Genomic DNA, 16,983 nt, shown 5'->3' on the forward strand with positions numbered 1-16,983 from the left:
CGAGCCGCCCACAAGGAAGGCCCCATGTTCGACCACCACGCCACACTCAAAAAACATTTCAGTGCCCTGCGCACCACCGCCGACTTCTTCTCCCTGCGCTACGTACGCGAGTCCGGCCAATACCTGTCGGTGCGCAAGAATGTCGCCGAACCGCCGCACCTGAACCATGACGAGGGCGTCATGCTCACCGTGCGTCTCAACGGTGTGGAGGCTTACGCCGCGACCCACGATATTTCCCTGGCCGGCCTGCAAGCCGCCCTCGAACGCGCCGAACAGCAGGCGCTGCGGATCAAGCCCCATGCGTTGCTCGACCTGCGCGATCAGCAGGTGTCCAGCGACGTGGCCGACTACCTGTCGCCCGAACTCAACCAGCCCTTTCCTGCCTTGAGCGACTGCTATCAATTGCTGGGCGACGAGTCTGCCGCCGTGCCGAAAGACGAGCGCCTGGTCAGCTGGGACGTCAGCCTTGGCCTGACCCAGGTCGAGCAAATCTACCTCAACAGCGCCGGCGCCGAGTTGCGTCAGGCCCAACGTTTTGTGTTCCCCGGCGTGAGTGTCACCGCCTACGACAGCACCGACAGCCAGACCCGCACCCTGGGCGGTACCAACTTCGGCCAGCAAGGTGGCTATGACGTGATCCGCCGCTTCGGCCTGGTAGGCGCCGCACCACGGGTGGCCGACGAAGCCCTGCAACTGTTGCTGGCGCCCAACACGCCCCAGGGTCCGCGCGACCTGCTGCTGATGCCCGACCAGATGATCCTGCAGATCCACGAATCCATCGGCCATCCGCTGGAGCTGGACCGCATCCTCGGCGATGAACGCAATTACGCCGGCACCAGTTTCGTCAAGGCCAGCGACTTCGGCCACCTGCAATACGGCTCCCGCCTGCTCAACGTAACGTTCGACCCGAACATCCCCGAACAGCTCGCCAGCTACAGCCATGACGACGATGGCAGCGCCGCCAGCAAGCAGTTCCTGATCCGCGAAGGCTTGCTGCTCAAGCCGTTGGGCGGTGCGTTGTCGCAATTTCGCGCCGGCATGGACGGTGTGGCCAACAGCCGGGCCAGCAGTTGGAACCGCCCGCCGATCGACCGCATGGCCAACCTGAATATCGAGGCCGGCGACCAGAGCCTGGCGCAAATGATCGGCGGTATCGAAAGCGGCATCCTGATGTCGACCAACCGCTCGTGGTCTATTGATGACGCGCGCAACAAGTTCCAGTTCGGCTGCGAATGGGGCCAGTTGATCGAAAACGGCGAACTCAAAGGCGTGGTGAAGAACCCCAACTACCGCGCGATTTCCGCGCAGTTCTGGCGCAACCTCAGCGCGGTGGGCGACGCCAGTACCTTCCAGGTGCTGGGCACGCCCAACTGCGGTAAGGGCGAGCCCAACCAGGTGATCCGTGTCGGCCATGCCTCGCCGGCCTGCGTGTTCAGCAACGTCGACGTTTTCGGAGGAGATGCCTGATGAATGATTTCAAGGCATTGGTGCAGTGGCTCACCCAAGCCATCACCGACAAGGAACAGTTTCACCTGGGCTATGCCGCCGAAGCGTCGGAGTTCGTGCGTTTCAACCACGCCAAAGTGCGCCAGGCCGGGCAGGTGCAGCAGGCCAGCGTGAACCTCAAGTTGATCAGTGACGGGCGTCACGCCGACCTGAGCATCACCCTGGCCGGCGATTCGGAACTGGATCGCCAGCGTTTGGCCGAAGGCCTGCAGCAGTTGCGCGAAACCTTGCCGCTGCTGCCACCGGATCCCTACCTGTTGCTCAACCACGATGCCTGGCACAGCCACAACGAACAGGCCCAACCCTTGCCGGAACTGGCCCAGGTGTTGGCCGAAGTCAGCCAGGCCGCAGACGCGCTGGACCTGGTGGGCTTCTATGCCGCAGGCCCAATCAGCCGTGGCTTTGCCAGTTCCGACGGCGCATTCGGCTGGCACCAGGCCAATAGCTTCAATTTCGATTTCAGCCTGTTCCATGCCAATGGCGAAGCGGTCAAAGCCAGCTACGCCGGGCACACCTGGGACAGCGCCGAGTTCGCACGGCGCTTGCAGCAGGCCCGTGACCAGCTCGACTTCCTCGGCCGGCCGCTGCACACCCTGGCACCGGGTCAATACCGCGCTTACCTGGCACCGGCAGCGCTTGAAGAAATCATCGGCATCATCACCTGGGGCGGTTTTTCCGCCCAGGCCATCGCCAGCAAAGGCAGTTCGCTGCAACGTCTGTATGCCGGCGAGCAACACCTCAATAAGCAGGTGACGGTGCAGGAACGGATCAGCGGCTCCCTGAGCCAGGCGTTCTCCAGCGAAGGTTACCCGCGCAGCGATGTGACGCTGATCGACGCCGGCCAGGCGAGCGGTCAACTGGTCAATTCGCGCAGCGCCGCCGAGTACGGCCTGAGCGCCAACGGCGCCAGTGGCGACGAATCCCCCAGCGCCCTGCAAATGGCGGCGGGCGACCTGGCCCAAGCCGACATCCTCAAGCAGTTGGGCACCGGCCTGTATATCAGCAACCTGTGGTACCTGAACTACTCCGACCTGCCGGCCGCGCGCCTGACCGGCATGACGCGCTTCGCCACGTTCTGGGTGGAGGACGGCGAGATCAAGGCGCCGGTCAGCACCATGCGTTTTGATGACAGTGTGTACAGCTTGCTCGGTTCGCAGCTGGAAGCACTGACCGCCGAGCGGGAGTTACTGCTGTCACCCAGTACCTACGGTCAGCGCAACACAGCCTCCAATCTGTTACCGGGGGCGCTGATAAAACGCCTGACCCTGACGTTGTAAATACTCTCCCTGTGGGAAGGAGCTTGCTCCCGATAGCGGTGTTCAACCAAGTGCTCATTGACTGACACATCGCTATCGGGGGCAAGCACCCTCGCACATTGTCTTGTGCTGGTTTCAGACAGCTCGGCTTTACCCGTTCCTACGGTCATTTCTCTTGCGCACCGTGCGCGCGGGCAGCCTGTTGTCGCCTGCAAAAAACCTCGTTATAAGGGTTAGTGGCATCCCGCCACCCTACCCGCGTGCCCGCACGCAAAGCATGACCTTGTCCGGGGAAGGACAAGCTGGAGCGTTGACATGAACCATGGAAGTTTTGTCATTGAACGGCTGTACAAGCACTACAACGTCCACGTAGAGCGACTGGGAAACGATCCACACAAGAACACCGTCCTGCTGGTCAATGGGGCGCTCTCCACCACGCGGTCTTTCGCGCGTACCAGCAAATGCCTGGCCGAACACTTCAATGTGCTGCTGTTCGACCTGCCGTTCTCCGGCTATTCACGCGAACACAACGGCGACCTTGACCTGGTCACCAAGGACGACGAGGTGCAGATCCTGCGGGCGCTGGTGGAGCGTTTCGAGGTCAACCATCTGGTGTCGGCTTCCTGGGGCGGCATTTCCACCCTGCTCACCCTGGCGCACAACCCACCCTCCATCAAAAGCTCGGTGGTGATGGCCCTGGCACCCAACCTCAACCAAGCCATGCTCGACTACGTGGACCGCGTGCGCGTGCTGATCGAGGCCGATGACAAATCCGCCGTCGGCCATTTGCTCAACGAAACCGTAGGCAAATACCTGTCGCCGCGCCTCAAGCGCAATAACCACCGGCACCTGTCGAACATGGCCACCACCGAATACCGGCAAGCGCGCTTTCATATCCACCAGGTGCTGGCATTGGGCGACGGCAATTACCTGCCGGCGCTGCGGCAAATCGAAACGCCGGTGCATTTCCTCAACGGCGCGCTGGACGAATACACCCCCGCCGCCGACGCTCAATTGTTCAAGCAATACGTGGGGCGCAGCAGTTTTGCGGTGGCGCAACACACCGGTCACCTGTTGGATCTGGAATCCCGCGAGGCCGCCCTGGCGGTGCATCGCGCGCTGTTGGATTTCCTAGTGGGCGAGCACGCGGTGTTGTCGGATTTAGACCAACCGCCAGTGGGAAAAGGCGCGATGGATGGCGCATAATCGCCGACACATAGCCGGCTAACAAAAAGGTCCCCCATGCCCGATCGCGCCCCTCTCGATGCCAAGACCGCCCGCTGGCTCCCCTGGGTGGTGGCGATTGCCTTCTTTATGCAGTCGCTCGATGGGACGATTCTCAACACCGCTCTGCCGGCCATGGCCAGGGACCTGGCGGAAAACCCGTTGCGCATGCAGGGGGTGGTGATCGCCTACATGCTTACGGTCGCCTTGCTGATCCCAGCATCGGGCTGGATCGCCGACCGTTTCGGCACCAAGAAGATCTTCTTTGGCGCAATCATGCTGTTCAGCATCGGCTCGCTGCTGTGCGCGCTGTCCAGCAGCCTGACCATGCTGGTGGGGGCTCGGGTCGTGCAGGGTCTGGGCGGCGCGCTGATGCTGCCGGTGGGACGCCTGGTGGTATTGCGCGCCTACCCGCGCTCCGAGCTGGTGCGGATCATGGGCTTCATCACCATCCCTGGCCTGCTCGGCCCGCTGCTTGGCCCGACCATGGGCGGCTGGATGGTGCAATACCTGACCTGGCACTGGATCTTTCTGATCAACCTGCCGGTGGGCATGATCGGGTGCTACGCCGTGTGGAAGTTCATCCCGGACCTGCGCGGCAGTGAACGCACGCGCTTTGACGGAATGGGCTTTGTGCTGTTCGGCGCGGCGATGGTGCTGATCACCATCGCCATGGAGGGCCTGGGCGAACTGCACCTGCCGCACCTGCGGGTGATGTTGCTGCTGTTCGGCGGGCTGGCGTGCCTGGCGGCGTACTGGCTGCGCGCCGGGCATATCGATAACCCGCTGTTTTCGCCGGTGCTGTTCAAGACCCGCACCTTTGCCGTGGGCATCCTGGGTAACCTGTTCGCCCGCCTGGGCAGCGGCGCGTTGCCGTTTCTGGTGCCGCTGCTGTTGCAGGTGGCGCTGGGGTATTCACCCTCGGAGGCGGGCATGAGCATGCTGCCGTTGGCGGCGGCGGCGATGTTCGCCAAGTCCGTGGCGCGGCCGCTGATCGAACGCCTGGGCTACCGCGTGGTGCTGACCGGCAACACCCTGGCGCTGGGCATCATGCTGGCGAGCATGGGCCTGGTCAGCGAGCAGACGCCCTACCCGCTGCTGCTGGGCATGCTGGCGGTGCTGGGGGCGATCAACTCCCTGCAATTTACCGCGATGAACACCGTGACCTTGATCGACCTCGACGACGCCCAGGCCAGCAGCGGCAACAGCCTGCTGTCGGTGGTGGCGCAATTGTCCCTGAGCCTCGGCGTGGCCTGCGCCGGCGCATTGCTGGGCGGGTTCACCGCCGAAGCCGGCAATGACGGGGTCAATACCGTGCTCGGCGCGTTCCAGTTGACCTTCCTCACCGTGGGCGTCATGGCGATGTTGGCGGCGGCGATTTTCCTGCAACTGTCGCCAAAAGACGGCAAACGGCTGGGCAGCCGCGAGCACGACATCGAGCACTGACGGGCGGCTCGTCTAGAACTTGCGGGGAAAATCCCACGAGACTGGTACACTGCGCGACATTTTGTTTTTGCAGAGCCCGCCCCGTGACCACCATCGCCACCGCTTTTAATACCTTGCCGCTGTCCGCCGCCATGCTGGCTAACCTCGACTCGCTGGGTTACGTCGAGATGACGCAGATCCAGGCACAAAGCTTGCCGGTGATCCTCAAGGGGCTGGACCTGATTGCCCAGGCCAAGACCGGCAGCGGCAAGACCGCCGCCTTCGGCATCGGCCTGCTGAACCCGATCAACCCGCGCTACTTCGGTTGCCAGGCCCTGGTGATGTGCCCGACCCGCGAGCTGGCCGACCAGGTGGCCAAGGAAATCCGCCGCCTGGCCCGCGCCGAAGACAACATCAAGGTGCTGACCCTGTGCGGCGGCGTGTCCCTCGGCCCGCAGATCGCTTCGCTGGAACATGGCGCCCACGTGATCGTCGGCACCCCGGGCCGTATCCAGCAACACCTGCGCAAGGGTTCGCTGGTGCTGGACGGCTTGAACACGCTGATCCTCGATGAAGCCGACCGCATGCTCGACATGGGTTTCTATGACGCCATCGAAGACATCATCAGCAAGACCCCGCCACGCCGTCAGACCCTGCTGTTCTCGGCCACCTACCCGGTGAGCATCAAGCAGTTGGCCTCCAAGTTCATGCGCGCGCCACAGCAGGTGAAGGCCGAAGCGTTCCATTCCGACGAGCAGATCGAGCAGCGTTTCTATGAGATCTCCCCGGAAGAACGCATGGACGCGGTGACCAAGGTGCTGGCGCATTTCCGTCCGGCCTCGTGCGTGGCGTTCTGCTTTACCAAGCAGCAAGTGCAGGAAACCGTCGACCACCTGACGGCCAAGGGCATCTCCGCCGTCGGCCTGCACGGCGACCTGGAACAGCGCGACCGCGATCAGGTACTGGCGATGTTCGCCAACCGCAGCACCTCGGTGCTGGTGGCCACCGACGTGGCCGCCCGTGGCCTGGACATCGACTCGCTGGACATGGTGATCAACGTCGAACTGGCCCGCGACTCGGAAATCCACATCCACCGCGTCGGCCGCACCGGCCGCGCCGGTGAGACCGGCATCGCCATCAGCCTGGTAGCGCCGTCCGAGGCCCACCGTGCCCAGGCCATCGAGCAGCTGCAAAAGTCGCCGCTGAACTGGGACCAACTGGACAACCTCAAGCCGCAAAGCGGCGGTCCGTTGTTGCCGCAGATGAGCACCCTGTGCATTGCCGCTGGCCGTAAAGACAAAGTGCGCCCAGGTGACATCCTCGGTGCATTGACCGGCGAAGCCGGCATCCCCGGCGCCCAGGTTGGCAAGATCGCGATCTTCGACTTCCAGGCGTTCGTGGCCGTGGAACGGGGCATCGCTAAGCAAGCACTGCAGCGCTTGAACGACGGCAAGATCAAGGGCCGCTCGTTGCGCGTGCGCATCCTGTAACCCGATCTGCGACCTATATGAAGATCCAATGTGGGAAGGGTTTTGCCCCCTCCCACAGTTTTGATTGCATTCAGACCCGTATTTTTATGAGGACATTGCTGTGCGCTCGACCGAAGTTGTGATCATTGGCGCCGGCGCCGCAGGCTTGATGTGCGCACTGACCGCCGCTGGTCGTGGGCGCAAGGTGATGTTGATCGACCATGCAAACAAAGCCGGCAAAAAGATCCTGATGTCCGGCGGTGGCCGCTGCAACTTCACCAATATGTACACCGAGCCGGCCAACTTCCTGTCCCACAACGCGCACTTCTGCAAGTCGGCCTTGGCCCGTTACACCCAATGGGACTTCATCGGGCTGGTGGCCAAGCACGGCGTGCCGTACCACGAGAAGAAACTCGGCCAACTGTTCTGTGATAACAAATCCAGCGACATCCTCGGCATGTTGCTCGATGAGTGCATCCAGACCGGTGTAAGCCTGCACCTGGACACCTCCATCCAGGAAATCGCTAAGCTCGACAGCGGCTATCAGCTGCAAACCACCCTCGGTGAGCTGCGCTGTGAATCCCTGGTGATCGCCACCGGCGGCCTGTCGATCCCGACCCTGGGTGCCACAGGTTTTGGCTATCAGGTGGCTAAGCAGTTCGGCCATGAACTGCTGCCAACCCGCGCAGGATTGGTTCCTTTCACCATCACCGATCAGCTCAAGGCGCTGTGCACCGAGTTGTCCGGCACCTCCGTGGATTGCGTGGCCAGCTGCAACGGCCAGAGTTTTCGCGAGAATCTGCTGTTTACCCATCGCGGCCTGAGCGGGCCGGCGATCCTGCAGATTTCCTCGTACTGGGAGCCGGGCGACACGGTCGAAATCAACCTGCTGCCCGAGCACGACGCCCACACCTGGCTGCAACAGCAACAGGTCGAGCGACCGAACAGCGAGTTGAAGACCCTGCTCGGTGAGATCTTCACCAAAAAGATGGCCAACCTGCTGGCAGACACTTGGTTCGCGTCCAAGCCGATGAAGCAATACACCCATGCCGAAGTCGCCGACATCGCGCAGAAGTTGTCGAGCTGGCAGTTCGTGCCCGCCGGCACCGAGGGCTATCGCACCGCCGAAGTGACGCTGGGCGGCGTGGACACGCGGGAAGTCTCGTCCAAGACCATGGAGTCGCTGAAAAGCCCAGGGCTGTACTTTATTGGCGAAGTGCTGGACGTGACCGGCCACTTGGGCGGGTTTAACTTCCAATGGGCCTGGGCATCGGGCTACGCCGCCGCGCAATACGTCTGACGAAGCCCCCTCCCACGTTCCGATTTGCAGTGTGCCTGTGAAATAATTTGCGGTGAGATGTGATCACCACGCTTGCCGTGGCGTCCTTACTGCCTCAATTTAGCGGCATCGTCCCGGAAGACTCCAGCCTTCATGTCATCGACCTCGTTCAAGCAGTCCATGCGGCGCCTATGGGCGCTGGATAAATTCAGCTACAGCGTTCGGGTGTTTATCGCCCTCACCGGCAGCATGGCGCTGTGCTGGTATCAGGATGAAATGACCCTGCTGATCCCGCTGTTCCTGGGGATTATCGCCAGCGCTCTGGCCGAGACCGATGACAGCTGGCAAGGCCGCCTCAATGCCCTTGCGGTGACGCTGGTGTGTTTCAGCATCGCCGCGCTGTCGGTGGAACTGTTGTTCCCCTACCCCTGGCTGTTTGCGATTGCCCTGGCGCTGGCGAGTTTCTGCCTGACCATGCTCGGCGCCCTTGGCGAGCGCTACGGTGCGATTGCCTCGGCGACGCTGATTCTGTCGGTCTACACCATGATCGGTGTGGATCAGCGCGGCGGGGCGGTGTCGGACTTCTGGCACGAACCGCTGCTGTTGGTGGCCGGCGCTGCCTGGTATGGCGCGTTGTCAGTGTTGTGGCAGGTGCTGTTTTCCAACCAGCCGGTGCAACAGAGCCTGGCGCGTTTGTTTCGCGAGTTGGGGCGTTACCTCAAGCTCAAGTCGTCGCTGTTTGAACCGATCCGCCAACTGGATGTAGAAGCCCGTCGTCTGGAACTGGCTCAGCAGAACGGTCGCGTAGTCGCAGCGCTGAATGCGGCGAAGGAAATCATCCTGCACCGCGTGGGTAACGGTCGCCCGGGTTCGAAGGTCAGCCGCTACCTGAAGCTGTACTTTCTGGCCCAGGACATCCACGAACGCGCCAGTTCTTCGCACTATCCCTACAACGCCCTGGCCGAGGCGTTTTTCCACAGCGACGTGCTGTTCCGCTGCCAGCGCCTGTTGCGCCAGCAAGGCAAGGCCTGCCAGGCCCTCGCTGAGTCGATCCAGTTGCGCCAGCCGTTTGTCTACGACGACAGTTTTGCCGAAGCCCTCGGTGACCTGAACGCCTCCCTGGAACACCTGCGCATCCAGAGCAACCCGGCCTGGCGCGGCTTGCTGCGCTCGTTGCGCGCCCTGGCGGCCAACCTGTCGACCCTCGACCGCCTGCTCGGCGACGCCAGCAACCCCGACGCCCTGGCCGACGCCACCGACAGCAATCTGCTCGATCGCGCGCCGCGTAACCTCAAGGAAATGTGGACACGGCTGCGCACGCAGCTGACGCCGACGTCATTGCTGTTCCGCCATGCGTTGCGCCTGTCGTTGGCGCTGACCATCGGCTACGGCACCTTGCATGCGATTCACGCATCCCAGGGTTACTGGATCATCCTCACGACGCTGTTCGTGTGCCAACCCAACTACGGCGCCACCCGGCGCAAACTGGGCCAACGGATCGTCGGCACCGCCATTGGCCTGACCGTGGCCTGGGCGCTGTTCGATCTGTTCCCCAGCCCGCTGGTGCAATCGATGTTCGCCATCGCTGCCGGCCTGGTGTTCTTTATCAATCGCACCACCCGCTACACCCTGGCCACGGCGGCGATCACGCTGATGGTGCTGTTCTGCTTCAACCAAGTGGGCGATGGCTACGGGCTGTTCCTGCCTCGGCTGTTCGATACGTTGATCGGCAGCCTGATCGCGGGGCTGGCGGTGTTCCTGTTTCTGCCGGACTGGCAGGGCCGGCGCCTGAACAAAGTGCTGGCCAACACTTTGACCTGCAACAGTATCTACCTGCGGCAAATCATGCAGCAGTACGCCGCCGGCAAGAGCGACGACCTGGCCTATCGCCTGGCCAGGCGCAATGCGCACAACGCCGATGCGGCGCTGTCCACCACCTTGGCCAACATGCTGATGGAGCCGGGGCACTTTCGCAAAGAAGCCGACGTGGGCTTTCGCTTCCTGGTGCTATCACACACTTTGCTCAGCTATTTGTCGGGGTTGGGCGCACACCGCGACACCGCACTGCCGGCCGACGTGCGCGAACACCTGATCAACGGCGCCGGCCATAGCCTGGCAGCCAGCATTGACGAAATCGCCACGGGGCTGGCCAACAAACAACCGATTGCGATCCAGAGCGATGCCGAAGAAGCCCTGGCCGCCGAGCTGGAGCAGATGCCGGATGAGATCGACGAGGGGCAGCGCTTGGTGCAAACGCAACTGGCGCTGATCTGCCGACAGCTGGGGCCGTTGCGCACACTGGCGGCGCATTTGATCAAGGACACCGAAGCGGCTTAGGTCGCTATCGGGGGGCAAGCCCCCTCCACCCCTGATCGGATTCACACGGTCCACCTGTGGAAAAGGCTTGCCCCCGATAAGGCCCGCACAGGCACTACATACCATGGGCCTTCATCAACCGCGCATAACTGCCATCCACCTTCATACTGGCAATCTCCCGGTCAAAGCTCGCCACAATCTGCGCATGCTGAGGATTTTTCAGGCTAACCAGGATGTGCAGGCTGTTTTCGCTCAGCGGTTTGGGCAGAAACTCTATGGCGTTGCGCACCCGGGGCGATTCGCGGGACAGGTAATAGCGCGCCACATACTCATCCTCCACCGTCAGCCGCACCCGCTGCGCCGCCAGCATGCGTACGGCCATGGCGAAGTTATGCACCGGCACTTTCTGCAGTTGGGTGTCCCCGTCGAAGGCCGCCGAATAGGCATAACCGCGCACCACGGCAATCGGGTAGTCGTGCAGTTGTTCCAGGGTCTGATAGTCGATAGGGTCGTCGCGGCGCTTGATAAAACGCACGCGGTTGAGCAGGTATTCGTTGGAGAATTCGCCCAGTTGCGTGCGGGCGTCGTCGTACCAGGCGTTGATCAGCACGTCATAGCGCCCATCGCCCACGCCCATCAACGCCCGGGCCCAGGGCACTTGTTCAAAGTCACTGGCATAACCTGCGCGCGCTAGGGCCGTGGTGACAATGTCAGTGGCCAGCCCACCATTGATCAAAGTCGCATCGGTAAACGGTGGCCAGGCATCCGCGACCAGGCGCAGACGCTGTGCAAACGCCGGCTGAGCCAGCAACAACACTCCAATTAAAGCAAAGGCACGAGAAAATCGCGGCATGCTCAAAATCCTTGGCGAGCTTAGCTCAGGCCATACCTGAGGTGTTAACAGTAGCCCAGATTACACAAAGAAACGGGGCAACAGGGCACTCAGTGATGGCTAATTGATTTCATTCACCACAATAGACCATTTAGACAGAGCTGCCCGTCGCGCTTACTATCAAGAACAGACATTTATGCGAGAACACACCATGACAGTTGATTGGGTCTGCAAACACCACAATGACCTGGGCAAAGATCAGCTCTACGCCATCCTGCGGTTACGCAACGAAGTCTTCGTAGTGGAGCAGAAATGCATCTATCAGGACGTCGACGGGCAGGACTTGATCGGCGACACCCATCACCTGATGGGCTGGCAGAATGACGAGCTGGTGGCCTACCTTCGGCTGCTGGACCCCGATACCCAAGGCGGTGACGTGGTGGTCGGCCGAGTGATTATTGCCCCAGCGGCACGGGGCACCGGGTTGGCGCACCGGATGATGGAAGAAACCCTCAAGCAGATTGACGATATCTGGCCTGATACGCCGATATTTCTGTCAGCCCAAGCGCATTTGCAGGGCTATTACGGCCGTTATGGCTTCGTGGTAGCGGGAGAGGAATACCTGGAGGACGACATTCCTCATATCGGCATGCGGCGCGCCTGAGAAAGCCATCCAGAGCACTGCGGCCAACTGTGGGAAGGGGCTTGCCCCCGATGATGCCAGGGAATCAACCAAGAACTCAGGGATAACCCAGCACGCGCTTGATCGAGGTCAGATTGGCTTCGATCCAGCGCCGATCGATCGCGCCCCAGTCGCGAATTCGATAACACCCGGCATGGTTGCGGGCGCCGTCTTCTTGTTCGAACTCACACACGATATCCAGGTCGGCCAGCGCGGCAATGGTGTCCTGGGCCGTGCGCCGAGGCATGCCGGTCATCTCCGTCAGCGCCGGTACGTTGCTGGCCTGGCCGCTGTCGATCAGGTAGGCCACATAGAGGCGGCGGTAGAAGCTGCTTTTGGTTTTGCTCACATCCATGGTCATTGGCCTTGTGCGGTCAGGGTTTGCCCAGCAGGTCGCGATACGTGAGGTATACCCGCAGGTCGAATTCCACCTGATGGTATTCCGGCATCATGTATTGGCAGAGTTTGTAGAACGCCTTGTTGTGGTCCGATTCTTTGAAGTGCGCCAGCTCATGCACCACGATCATGCGCAGAAATTCCGGCGCGGCCTCTTTGAACAAGGCGGCGATGCGGATCTCTTTCTTGGCTTTGAGGTTGCCGCCCTGCACCCTGGAAATGGTCGTGTGCAGGCCCAGGGCTCGGTGCGTCAGGTCCAAGCGGTTATCGAACAGCACTTTATCGATGGCCGGCGCGTTGCGCAGGTGTTCCTGCTTCAAGGCCAGCGCGTAGGCGTACAAGGCCTTGTCGCTCTGCACCCCATGGCGCTCGGGATAACGCTGTTCCAGATAGGCGCCCAATTGGTCCTTGGCGATCATCTGGCGCACTTGCTCCTGAAGAGTGACAGGGTAGGCCTGGAGGTATTTCAGCGTAGTCATGGCGTGCGCGGCGGGATTCGAAGGGCGTCAGTGTAACCAATTCAACTCACGCGGGTGCGGGACCAGTCGACCATTTCCTCGGCCATCAACGGCAATGCCGCCCATGCCCCTTGAACGAACGGACAGCCGTGTGCCCTGAGCCAGTGGGCCTGCTCTTGGGTTTCCACGCCCTCGGCCACCACCAGCACTTCAAAATGCGCACACAACTCAATGATGCTGCGGGCCATGGCCGCATCGCGCGCCGAGCCCGGCAGGCGCGCCACTAATTTCGGATCGAGCTTGAGGGTGTCGAACTCCAGATCGCGCAGATGGGCCAGGGAACACTGCCCGGAACCAAAGTCATCCAAGGCGATACGCACACCAATGCGACGCAACAACTTGAGTTGCTTGATGGCCTCCTCGCGGTTACTCATCAGGCAATCCTCGCCGATTTCCACCTCCAACTGACGCCCGTTCAAACCGTAGCACTCCAGCATCTGCTGCAGCTGGTTGGCCAGGTTGGGCATATTGAACTGGCTGCTGCTCAGGCTCATGCTCAGCACCAGCTCTTCATCGAAAGTGCTGTGCCAGGCATGACGCTGGGCGGCGACCTGCTGGTAAATCCACGCGCTCAATTGGCTGATCAGCCGCGCTTCCTCCAGCAACGGCAGGAACAACCCCGGCGGCACGTCACCCACACTGGGATGCTGCCAGCGCAACAACGCTTCCACGCCGCGCAGGCGCCCATCCTCCAACGACACTTGCGGCTGGTAGACGAGGGTGAACTCTTTATTTTCGATTGCCGTGCGCACGCTGTCTTCGAGCATCAAGCGTGAGCGGGCACGCCCGTTCATTTCCTGGTCGAAATAGCGATATTGCTGACGCCCTGCGCGTTTGGCTTCGTACATAGCGATATCGGCCGCCCGCAGCAGACCATTCAAATCCGCGCCGCAGTCTGGAAACGTGGCGATGCCGATACTCACGCCGAGCATCACATCCAAACCGTCAACTTGCTGACAGACAGACACCCGTTCGATCAGTTTTTCCGAAATTTTTGCCGCCTGCTCCGGAAACTCCAGCTCCACCAACGCGGTAAATTCATCACCGCCCATGCGTCCGATGATGTCGTAGGAACGCAGGCAACCTTGCAGTTGTTCCGAGACCCAGCGCAGCACCCGATCCCCTGCATCATGGCCCAGGGAATCGTTGACCCTCTTGAATCCATCGAGGTCCAGATACAGCAGCACCAGCGACTGCTCCCCCCGCTCGCCACGCAACAGGCTGTTTTCCACGGCTTGATAGAACCCACGGCGATTGAGCAAACCGGTGAGTGGGTCGGTGACCGCTTGAAACTCCAGTTGCTGATGCAGGTGGCGCACCTCGGACATGTCCAGCACCGTCACCACCATCGCCTTCTGCTCGGACGGCAGCGGCGCGCAGGATAACGCCACAGGCACCTGCTGACCGCGACCGGTGCGCAGCAGGGCATCATGCAGGCGCCAGGTCTGGCCCGTTTGGTAACCGGCATACATCTGCGAATCCTGCCAACTAGGCAAATGAGGCTTTTGCAGAAAACTCAGAAACGGCTGGCCCTGCAGCTCATTGTGCGTGGCGTTGAGCAAGCGCGAGATCGCCGGGTTGGCGTACTGAATCACGCCCTCCTCGCTGACCACCAGGATGCCTTCGGCAGCGTTGTCGAGCACCGAGGCATTGAAGGCGCGGGCCGACTCCAGGTCGTGGCTCAAGCGCTGCAAAGCCCGGCGATTGCGCTGGTGCTCCAACAATGCCTGGACCTTGGGTTTGAGAATATGTGGGTCGAAAGGCTTGAACAGGTAATCGATGGCGCCGCTGGCATAGCCTTCCAAGACGGAAGCAGGCGATTGCGCATTGGCACTCAGAAAAATGATCGGGGTCATGCGCGTACGTTGACTGCCGCGCATCAGGCGGGCGACTTCAAAACCGTCCATGCCCGGCATCATCACGTCCAGCAATACCAAATCGACGTCATGCTGCAGCAGCAACTCCAAGGCTTCCACGCCGGACGCAGCGGTCACCACGTGCCAATCCTCACGTTGCAGAAGGGCGCGCATGCTGATCAGGTTTTCGGGGTAGTCGTCGACCACCAGAAGAACCGAACTGCCATCGCCGTGGTGTGGAGCGCATTCCATGCTACGTCTCATCCTTAGATTGCCGCTCCGGTCACTTCTGAGATAAAACCCGGATAAACACTGAGGCTTCACTCTAGCTCTGGTTCTGAAAAATCAGAAGGGAAGTGGATGCCATCATTGCGCCAAAGTTCGGGCAGCCGACTAACGGTCAACCTCTACAGCCCCCGATTCATGGGAAACATGGCATTTTGACATTCCGTTGACGCCAATAAACTGCCATCGATTGTTTAACAATTGGACAGCCACCGCCTATAAAGAACGTTTAAGGCCCCGTGCCAGAGCTTTCACCCCCCGTAAAAGGCCAATGCCATGATCGACCTCTCTACTTGGAACCTGAGCATTCCGGTCGGCTCGCCCCCCGCGACCATCGAAACCCCGAAACTGCTCAGCGGCTTCAACGACCAATATTTCCAGGCCGAAGGCAGCAATGTGCAATTCTGGACACCCGTCACCGGTACCCGCACCGAGAACGCCATCTACCCCCGCAGCGAACTGCGCGAAACCTACGCCGATGGCCGCCTGCGCAACTGGACCTACCCCGACGCCGACAACTTCCTACGCGCCACCCTCACCGTCAACCAGGTGCCTTCCACTGGCAAAATCGTGATTGGCCAAATCCACGCGTATGAGAGCCAGAAACCGCTGATCAAACTTGAGTATCAATTCAAGGAAAAAACCCAGACCGGCAACATCGTCGCCAAAGTGCGCATGCGTCCGGACGAAGAGGAGAGCCGCGTGATCACCGTGGCCTCCAACGTACCGCTGGAAAAGAGCTTCACCTACGTGATCAACCTCAACAAGGCCGGACTGCTGAGCGTCTATGCCGCCGATGGCGAATGGAACGAACGCATCGGCGCCGCCTGGGGCGCCAAGCCGCTGTACTTCAAGGCCGGCGCTTATGTGCAGGACAACAGCGGGGATAACAAGGAAGGAGCGAAGGTGACGTTCGACAAGTTGGATATTGATCACGAGTAAAGGATTCTGTGGGAGCCGGCTTTGCTCGGCCCCCACATTTGCGAGGGGCTTTTCACCTGCTTATTGCACAGGCAATTTAATCGGAGCAGGTCCTTTTGAATTCATTACGTTAAAGGCGCATTTAGAAACACTGCTCTGGATACATTCGTTGTTCTCATTCCAATTAGAGCCCTGTGCCACGGGAGACGAAACGAATCTCTGGGCCATTCTCAAGTAGTCGTCACTTCCTGCTCCGACGTAATTACAAGCCACATAGTAATAAGCGTGGCTGGTCTCACTATCTGTACCTTGTTTGATGGCTGCACTTTGGAACTTAAATGCGGCTGTAATAGAACTGTCTTCCATGTATTGCTCACCCTTCCAAACACCGCTCTGATCCGCAAATTGGCGACTGACAGCCTTGATGGTCGAGACCTCAGGGCAATTCAACTCCACTCCGTACACCTGCCCTATAAGCATAAAAGCACCGAGTATTGCACCCATTTTCAAGCACTTGAAAGTGTCATGACCGCGTACTCCTTTACTGGATTGATAGCCCAATAATGAGGACAAAACGCAATCGATGACACTGTAAACTTCGACAGTCTTATAGATAAATTCCAAATAACCACAAACCCATAGATAACCGAATAATAGATCAGCACACCGCCCCCATTAATGAGCCTGATAGGGGCTCGGTTTTTTATGCCTATTGCTTGGGATTTAAGCGCGAGTCTGGATTCTGCTAAGTGCTGCACAGCGTACCCTAAAAAATCGGCTGAATCCCTGAGGATTTATTAGCCCAGTACAAACGCGTTATAACACGTGATACACACCCCATATTACGTTCATGGCCGCTAGGGCGCCCCCCATACTGGTCAATATTAACGTAGATATCCCCTGCGTCGTACTCGGTTTCTCCGATCAAACTCCCGAAATTAAGCCACAAAGAAGAGTATTTGAATCACAACGACAATCAAATCTTTCGCACATATGCAACCAAATATTACATAGCTGT

General features: G+C 60.3%; 14 protein-coding genes. 9 read left to right on the forward strand and 5 right to left on the reverse strand.

The window, feature by feature from the left end:
* Positions 1–24: 24 nt before the first annotated feature.
* From YA0848_RS13530 to yccS, 7 genes are all read left to right on the forward strand, one after another.
* Positions 25–1,467, forward strand: coding sequence for a TldD/PmbA family protein (locus YA0848_RS13530; protein ID WP_034115326.1), 1,443 nt, complete (start codon positions 25–27; stop codon positions 1,465–1,467).
* The gene (locus YA0848_RS13535) at positions 1,467–2,783 is read left to right on the forward strand and encodes a TldD/PmbA family protein (protein WP_034115327.1); all 1,317 of its coding nucleotides are present in this window, start codon (positions 1,467–1,469) and stop codon (positions 2,781–2,783) included. Before YA0848_RS13530 ends, YA0848_RS13535 begins: the two co-directional genes overlap by 1 nt.
* A gap of 294 nt (positions 2,784–3,077) precedes the next feature.
* Positions 3,078–3,968: an alpha/beta fold hydrolase gene (locus tag YA0848_RS13540; RefSeq protein WP_034101204.1), complete on the forward strand. Its 891-nt coding sequence runs from the start codon at positions 3,078–3,080 to the stop codon at positions 3,966–3,968.
* A gap of 36 nt (positions 3,969–4,004) precedes the next feature.
* The gene (mdtD, locus tag YA0848_RS13545; RefSeq protein WP_034101205.1) at positions 4,005–5,432 is read left to right on the forward strand and encodes a multidrug transporter subunit MdtD; all 1,428 of its coding nucleotides are present in this window, start codon (positions 4,005–4,007) and stop codon (positions 5,430–5,432) included.
* A gap of 131 nt (positions 5,433–5,563) precedes the next feature.
* A complete protein-coding gene (gene dbpA / locus YA0848_RS13550; protein ID WP_231980942.1) occupies positions 5,564–6,901 on the forward strand; it encodes an ATP-dependent RNA helicase DbpA in 1,338 nt (445 codons plus the stop codon).
* Between the two features lie 100 nt (positions 6,902–7,001).
* Positions 7,002–8,180 (forward strand): NAD(P)/FAD-dependent oxidoreductase, encoded by a 1,179-nt coding sequence (locus YA0848_RS13555; protein WP_034101207.1) that lies wholly within the window; start codon positions 7,002–7,004, stop codon positions 8,178–8,180.
* A 132-nt stretch (positions 8,181–8,312) separates the two neighbouring features.
* Positions 8,313–10,496, forward strand: a complete 2,184-nt coding sequence (gene yccS, locus YA0848_RS13560; RefSeq protein ID WP_034115330.1) for a YccS family putative transporter — start codon at positions 8,313–8,315, stop codon at positions 10,494–10,496.
* Between the two features lie 94 nt (positions 10,497–10,590).
* Here the strand turns inward: yccS and YA0848_RS13565 are convergent, their stop codons facing one another.
* Complete coding sequence (locus YA0848_RS13565; RefSeq protein WP_034101210.1) at positions 10,591–11,328, reverse strand: substrate-binding periplasmic protein; 738 nt, start codon at positions 11,326–11,328, stop codon at positions 10,591–10,593.
* 190 nt (positions 11,329–11,518) lie between these two features.
* Here YA0848_RS13565 and YA0848_RS13570 point away from each other — a divergent pair, with 190 nt between their 5' ends.
* Positions 11,519–11,971: a GNAT family N-acetyltransferase gene (locus tag YA0848_RS13570; protein ID WP_034101761.1), complete on the forward strand. Its 453-nt coding sequence runs from the start codon at positions 11,519–11,521 to the stop codon at positions 11,969–11,971.
* Between the two features lie 76 nt (positions 11,972–12,047).
* On the opposite strand, the gene YA0848_RS13575 is transcribed toward YA0848_RS13570, so the two are convergent.
* From YA0848_RS13575 to YA0848_RS13585, 3 genes are read right to left on the reverse strand one after another with little or no spacing between them, the layout of a single operon-like run.
* The gene (locus YA0848_RS13575; RefSeq protein ID WP_034101211.1) at positions 12,048–12,344 is read right to left on the reverse strand and encodes a winged helix-turn-helix domain-containing protein; all 297 of its coding nucleotides are present in this window, start codon (positions 12,342–12,344) and stop codon (positions 12,048–12,050) included.
* A gap of 19 nt (positions 12,345–12,363) precedes the next feature.
* Positions 12,364–12,864 carry a M48 metallopeptidase family protein gene (locus YA0848_RS13580; RefSeq protein ID WP_034115331.1) on the reverse strand — a complete coding sequence of 167 codons (501 nt, stop codon included), beginning with the start codon at positions 12,862–12,864 and terminating at the stop codon, positions 12,364–12,366.
* Between the two features lie 41 nt (positions 12,865–12,905).
* Positions 12,906–15,011, reverse strand: a complete 2,106-nt coding sequence (locus YA0848_RS13585; RefSeq protein WP_034101213.1) for a putative bifunctional diguanylate cyclase/phosphodiesterase — start codon at positions 15,009–15,011, stop codon at positions 12,906–12,908.
* Positions 15,012–15,320: 309 nt separating this feature from the next.
* Between YA0848_RS13585 and YA0848_RS13590 the strand changes: the two genes are divergently transcribed.
* A complete protein-coding gene (locus YA0848_RS13590) occupies positions 15,321–15,986 on the forward strand; it encodes a polysaccharide lyase family 7 protein (protein WP_169903023.1) in 666 nt (221 codons plus the stop codon).
* A 60-nt stretch (positions 15,987–16,046) separates the two neighbouring features.
* Here YA0848_RS13590 and YA0848_RS13595 read toward each other — a convergent pair whose 3' ends face one another.
* Positions 16,047–16,469 carry a DUF3757 domain-containing protein gene (locus tag YA0848_RS13595; RefSeq protein ID WP_169903021.1) on the reverse strand — a complete coding sequence of 141 codons (423 nt, stop codon included), beginning with the start codon at positions 16,467–16,469 and terminating at the stop codon, positions 16,047–16,049.
* Positions 16,470–16,983 lie beyond the last annotated feature (514 nt).

The organism is Pseudomonas sp. S4_EA_1b, assembly GCF_016307435.1.
In the GTDB taxonomy this organism is placed as follows: domain Bacteria; phylum Pseudomonadota; class Gammaproteobacteria; order Pseudomonadales; family Pseudomonadaceae; genus Aquipseudomonas; species Aquipseudomonas rhodesiae.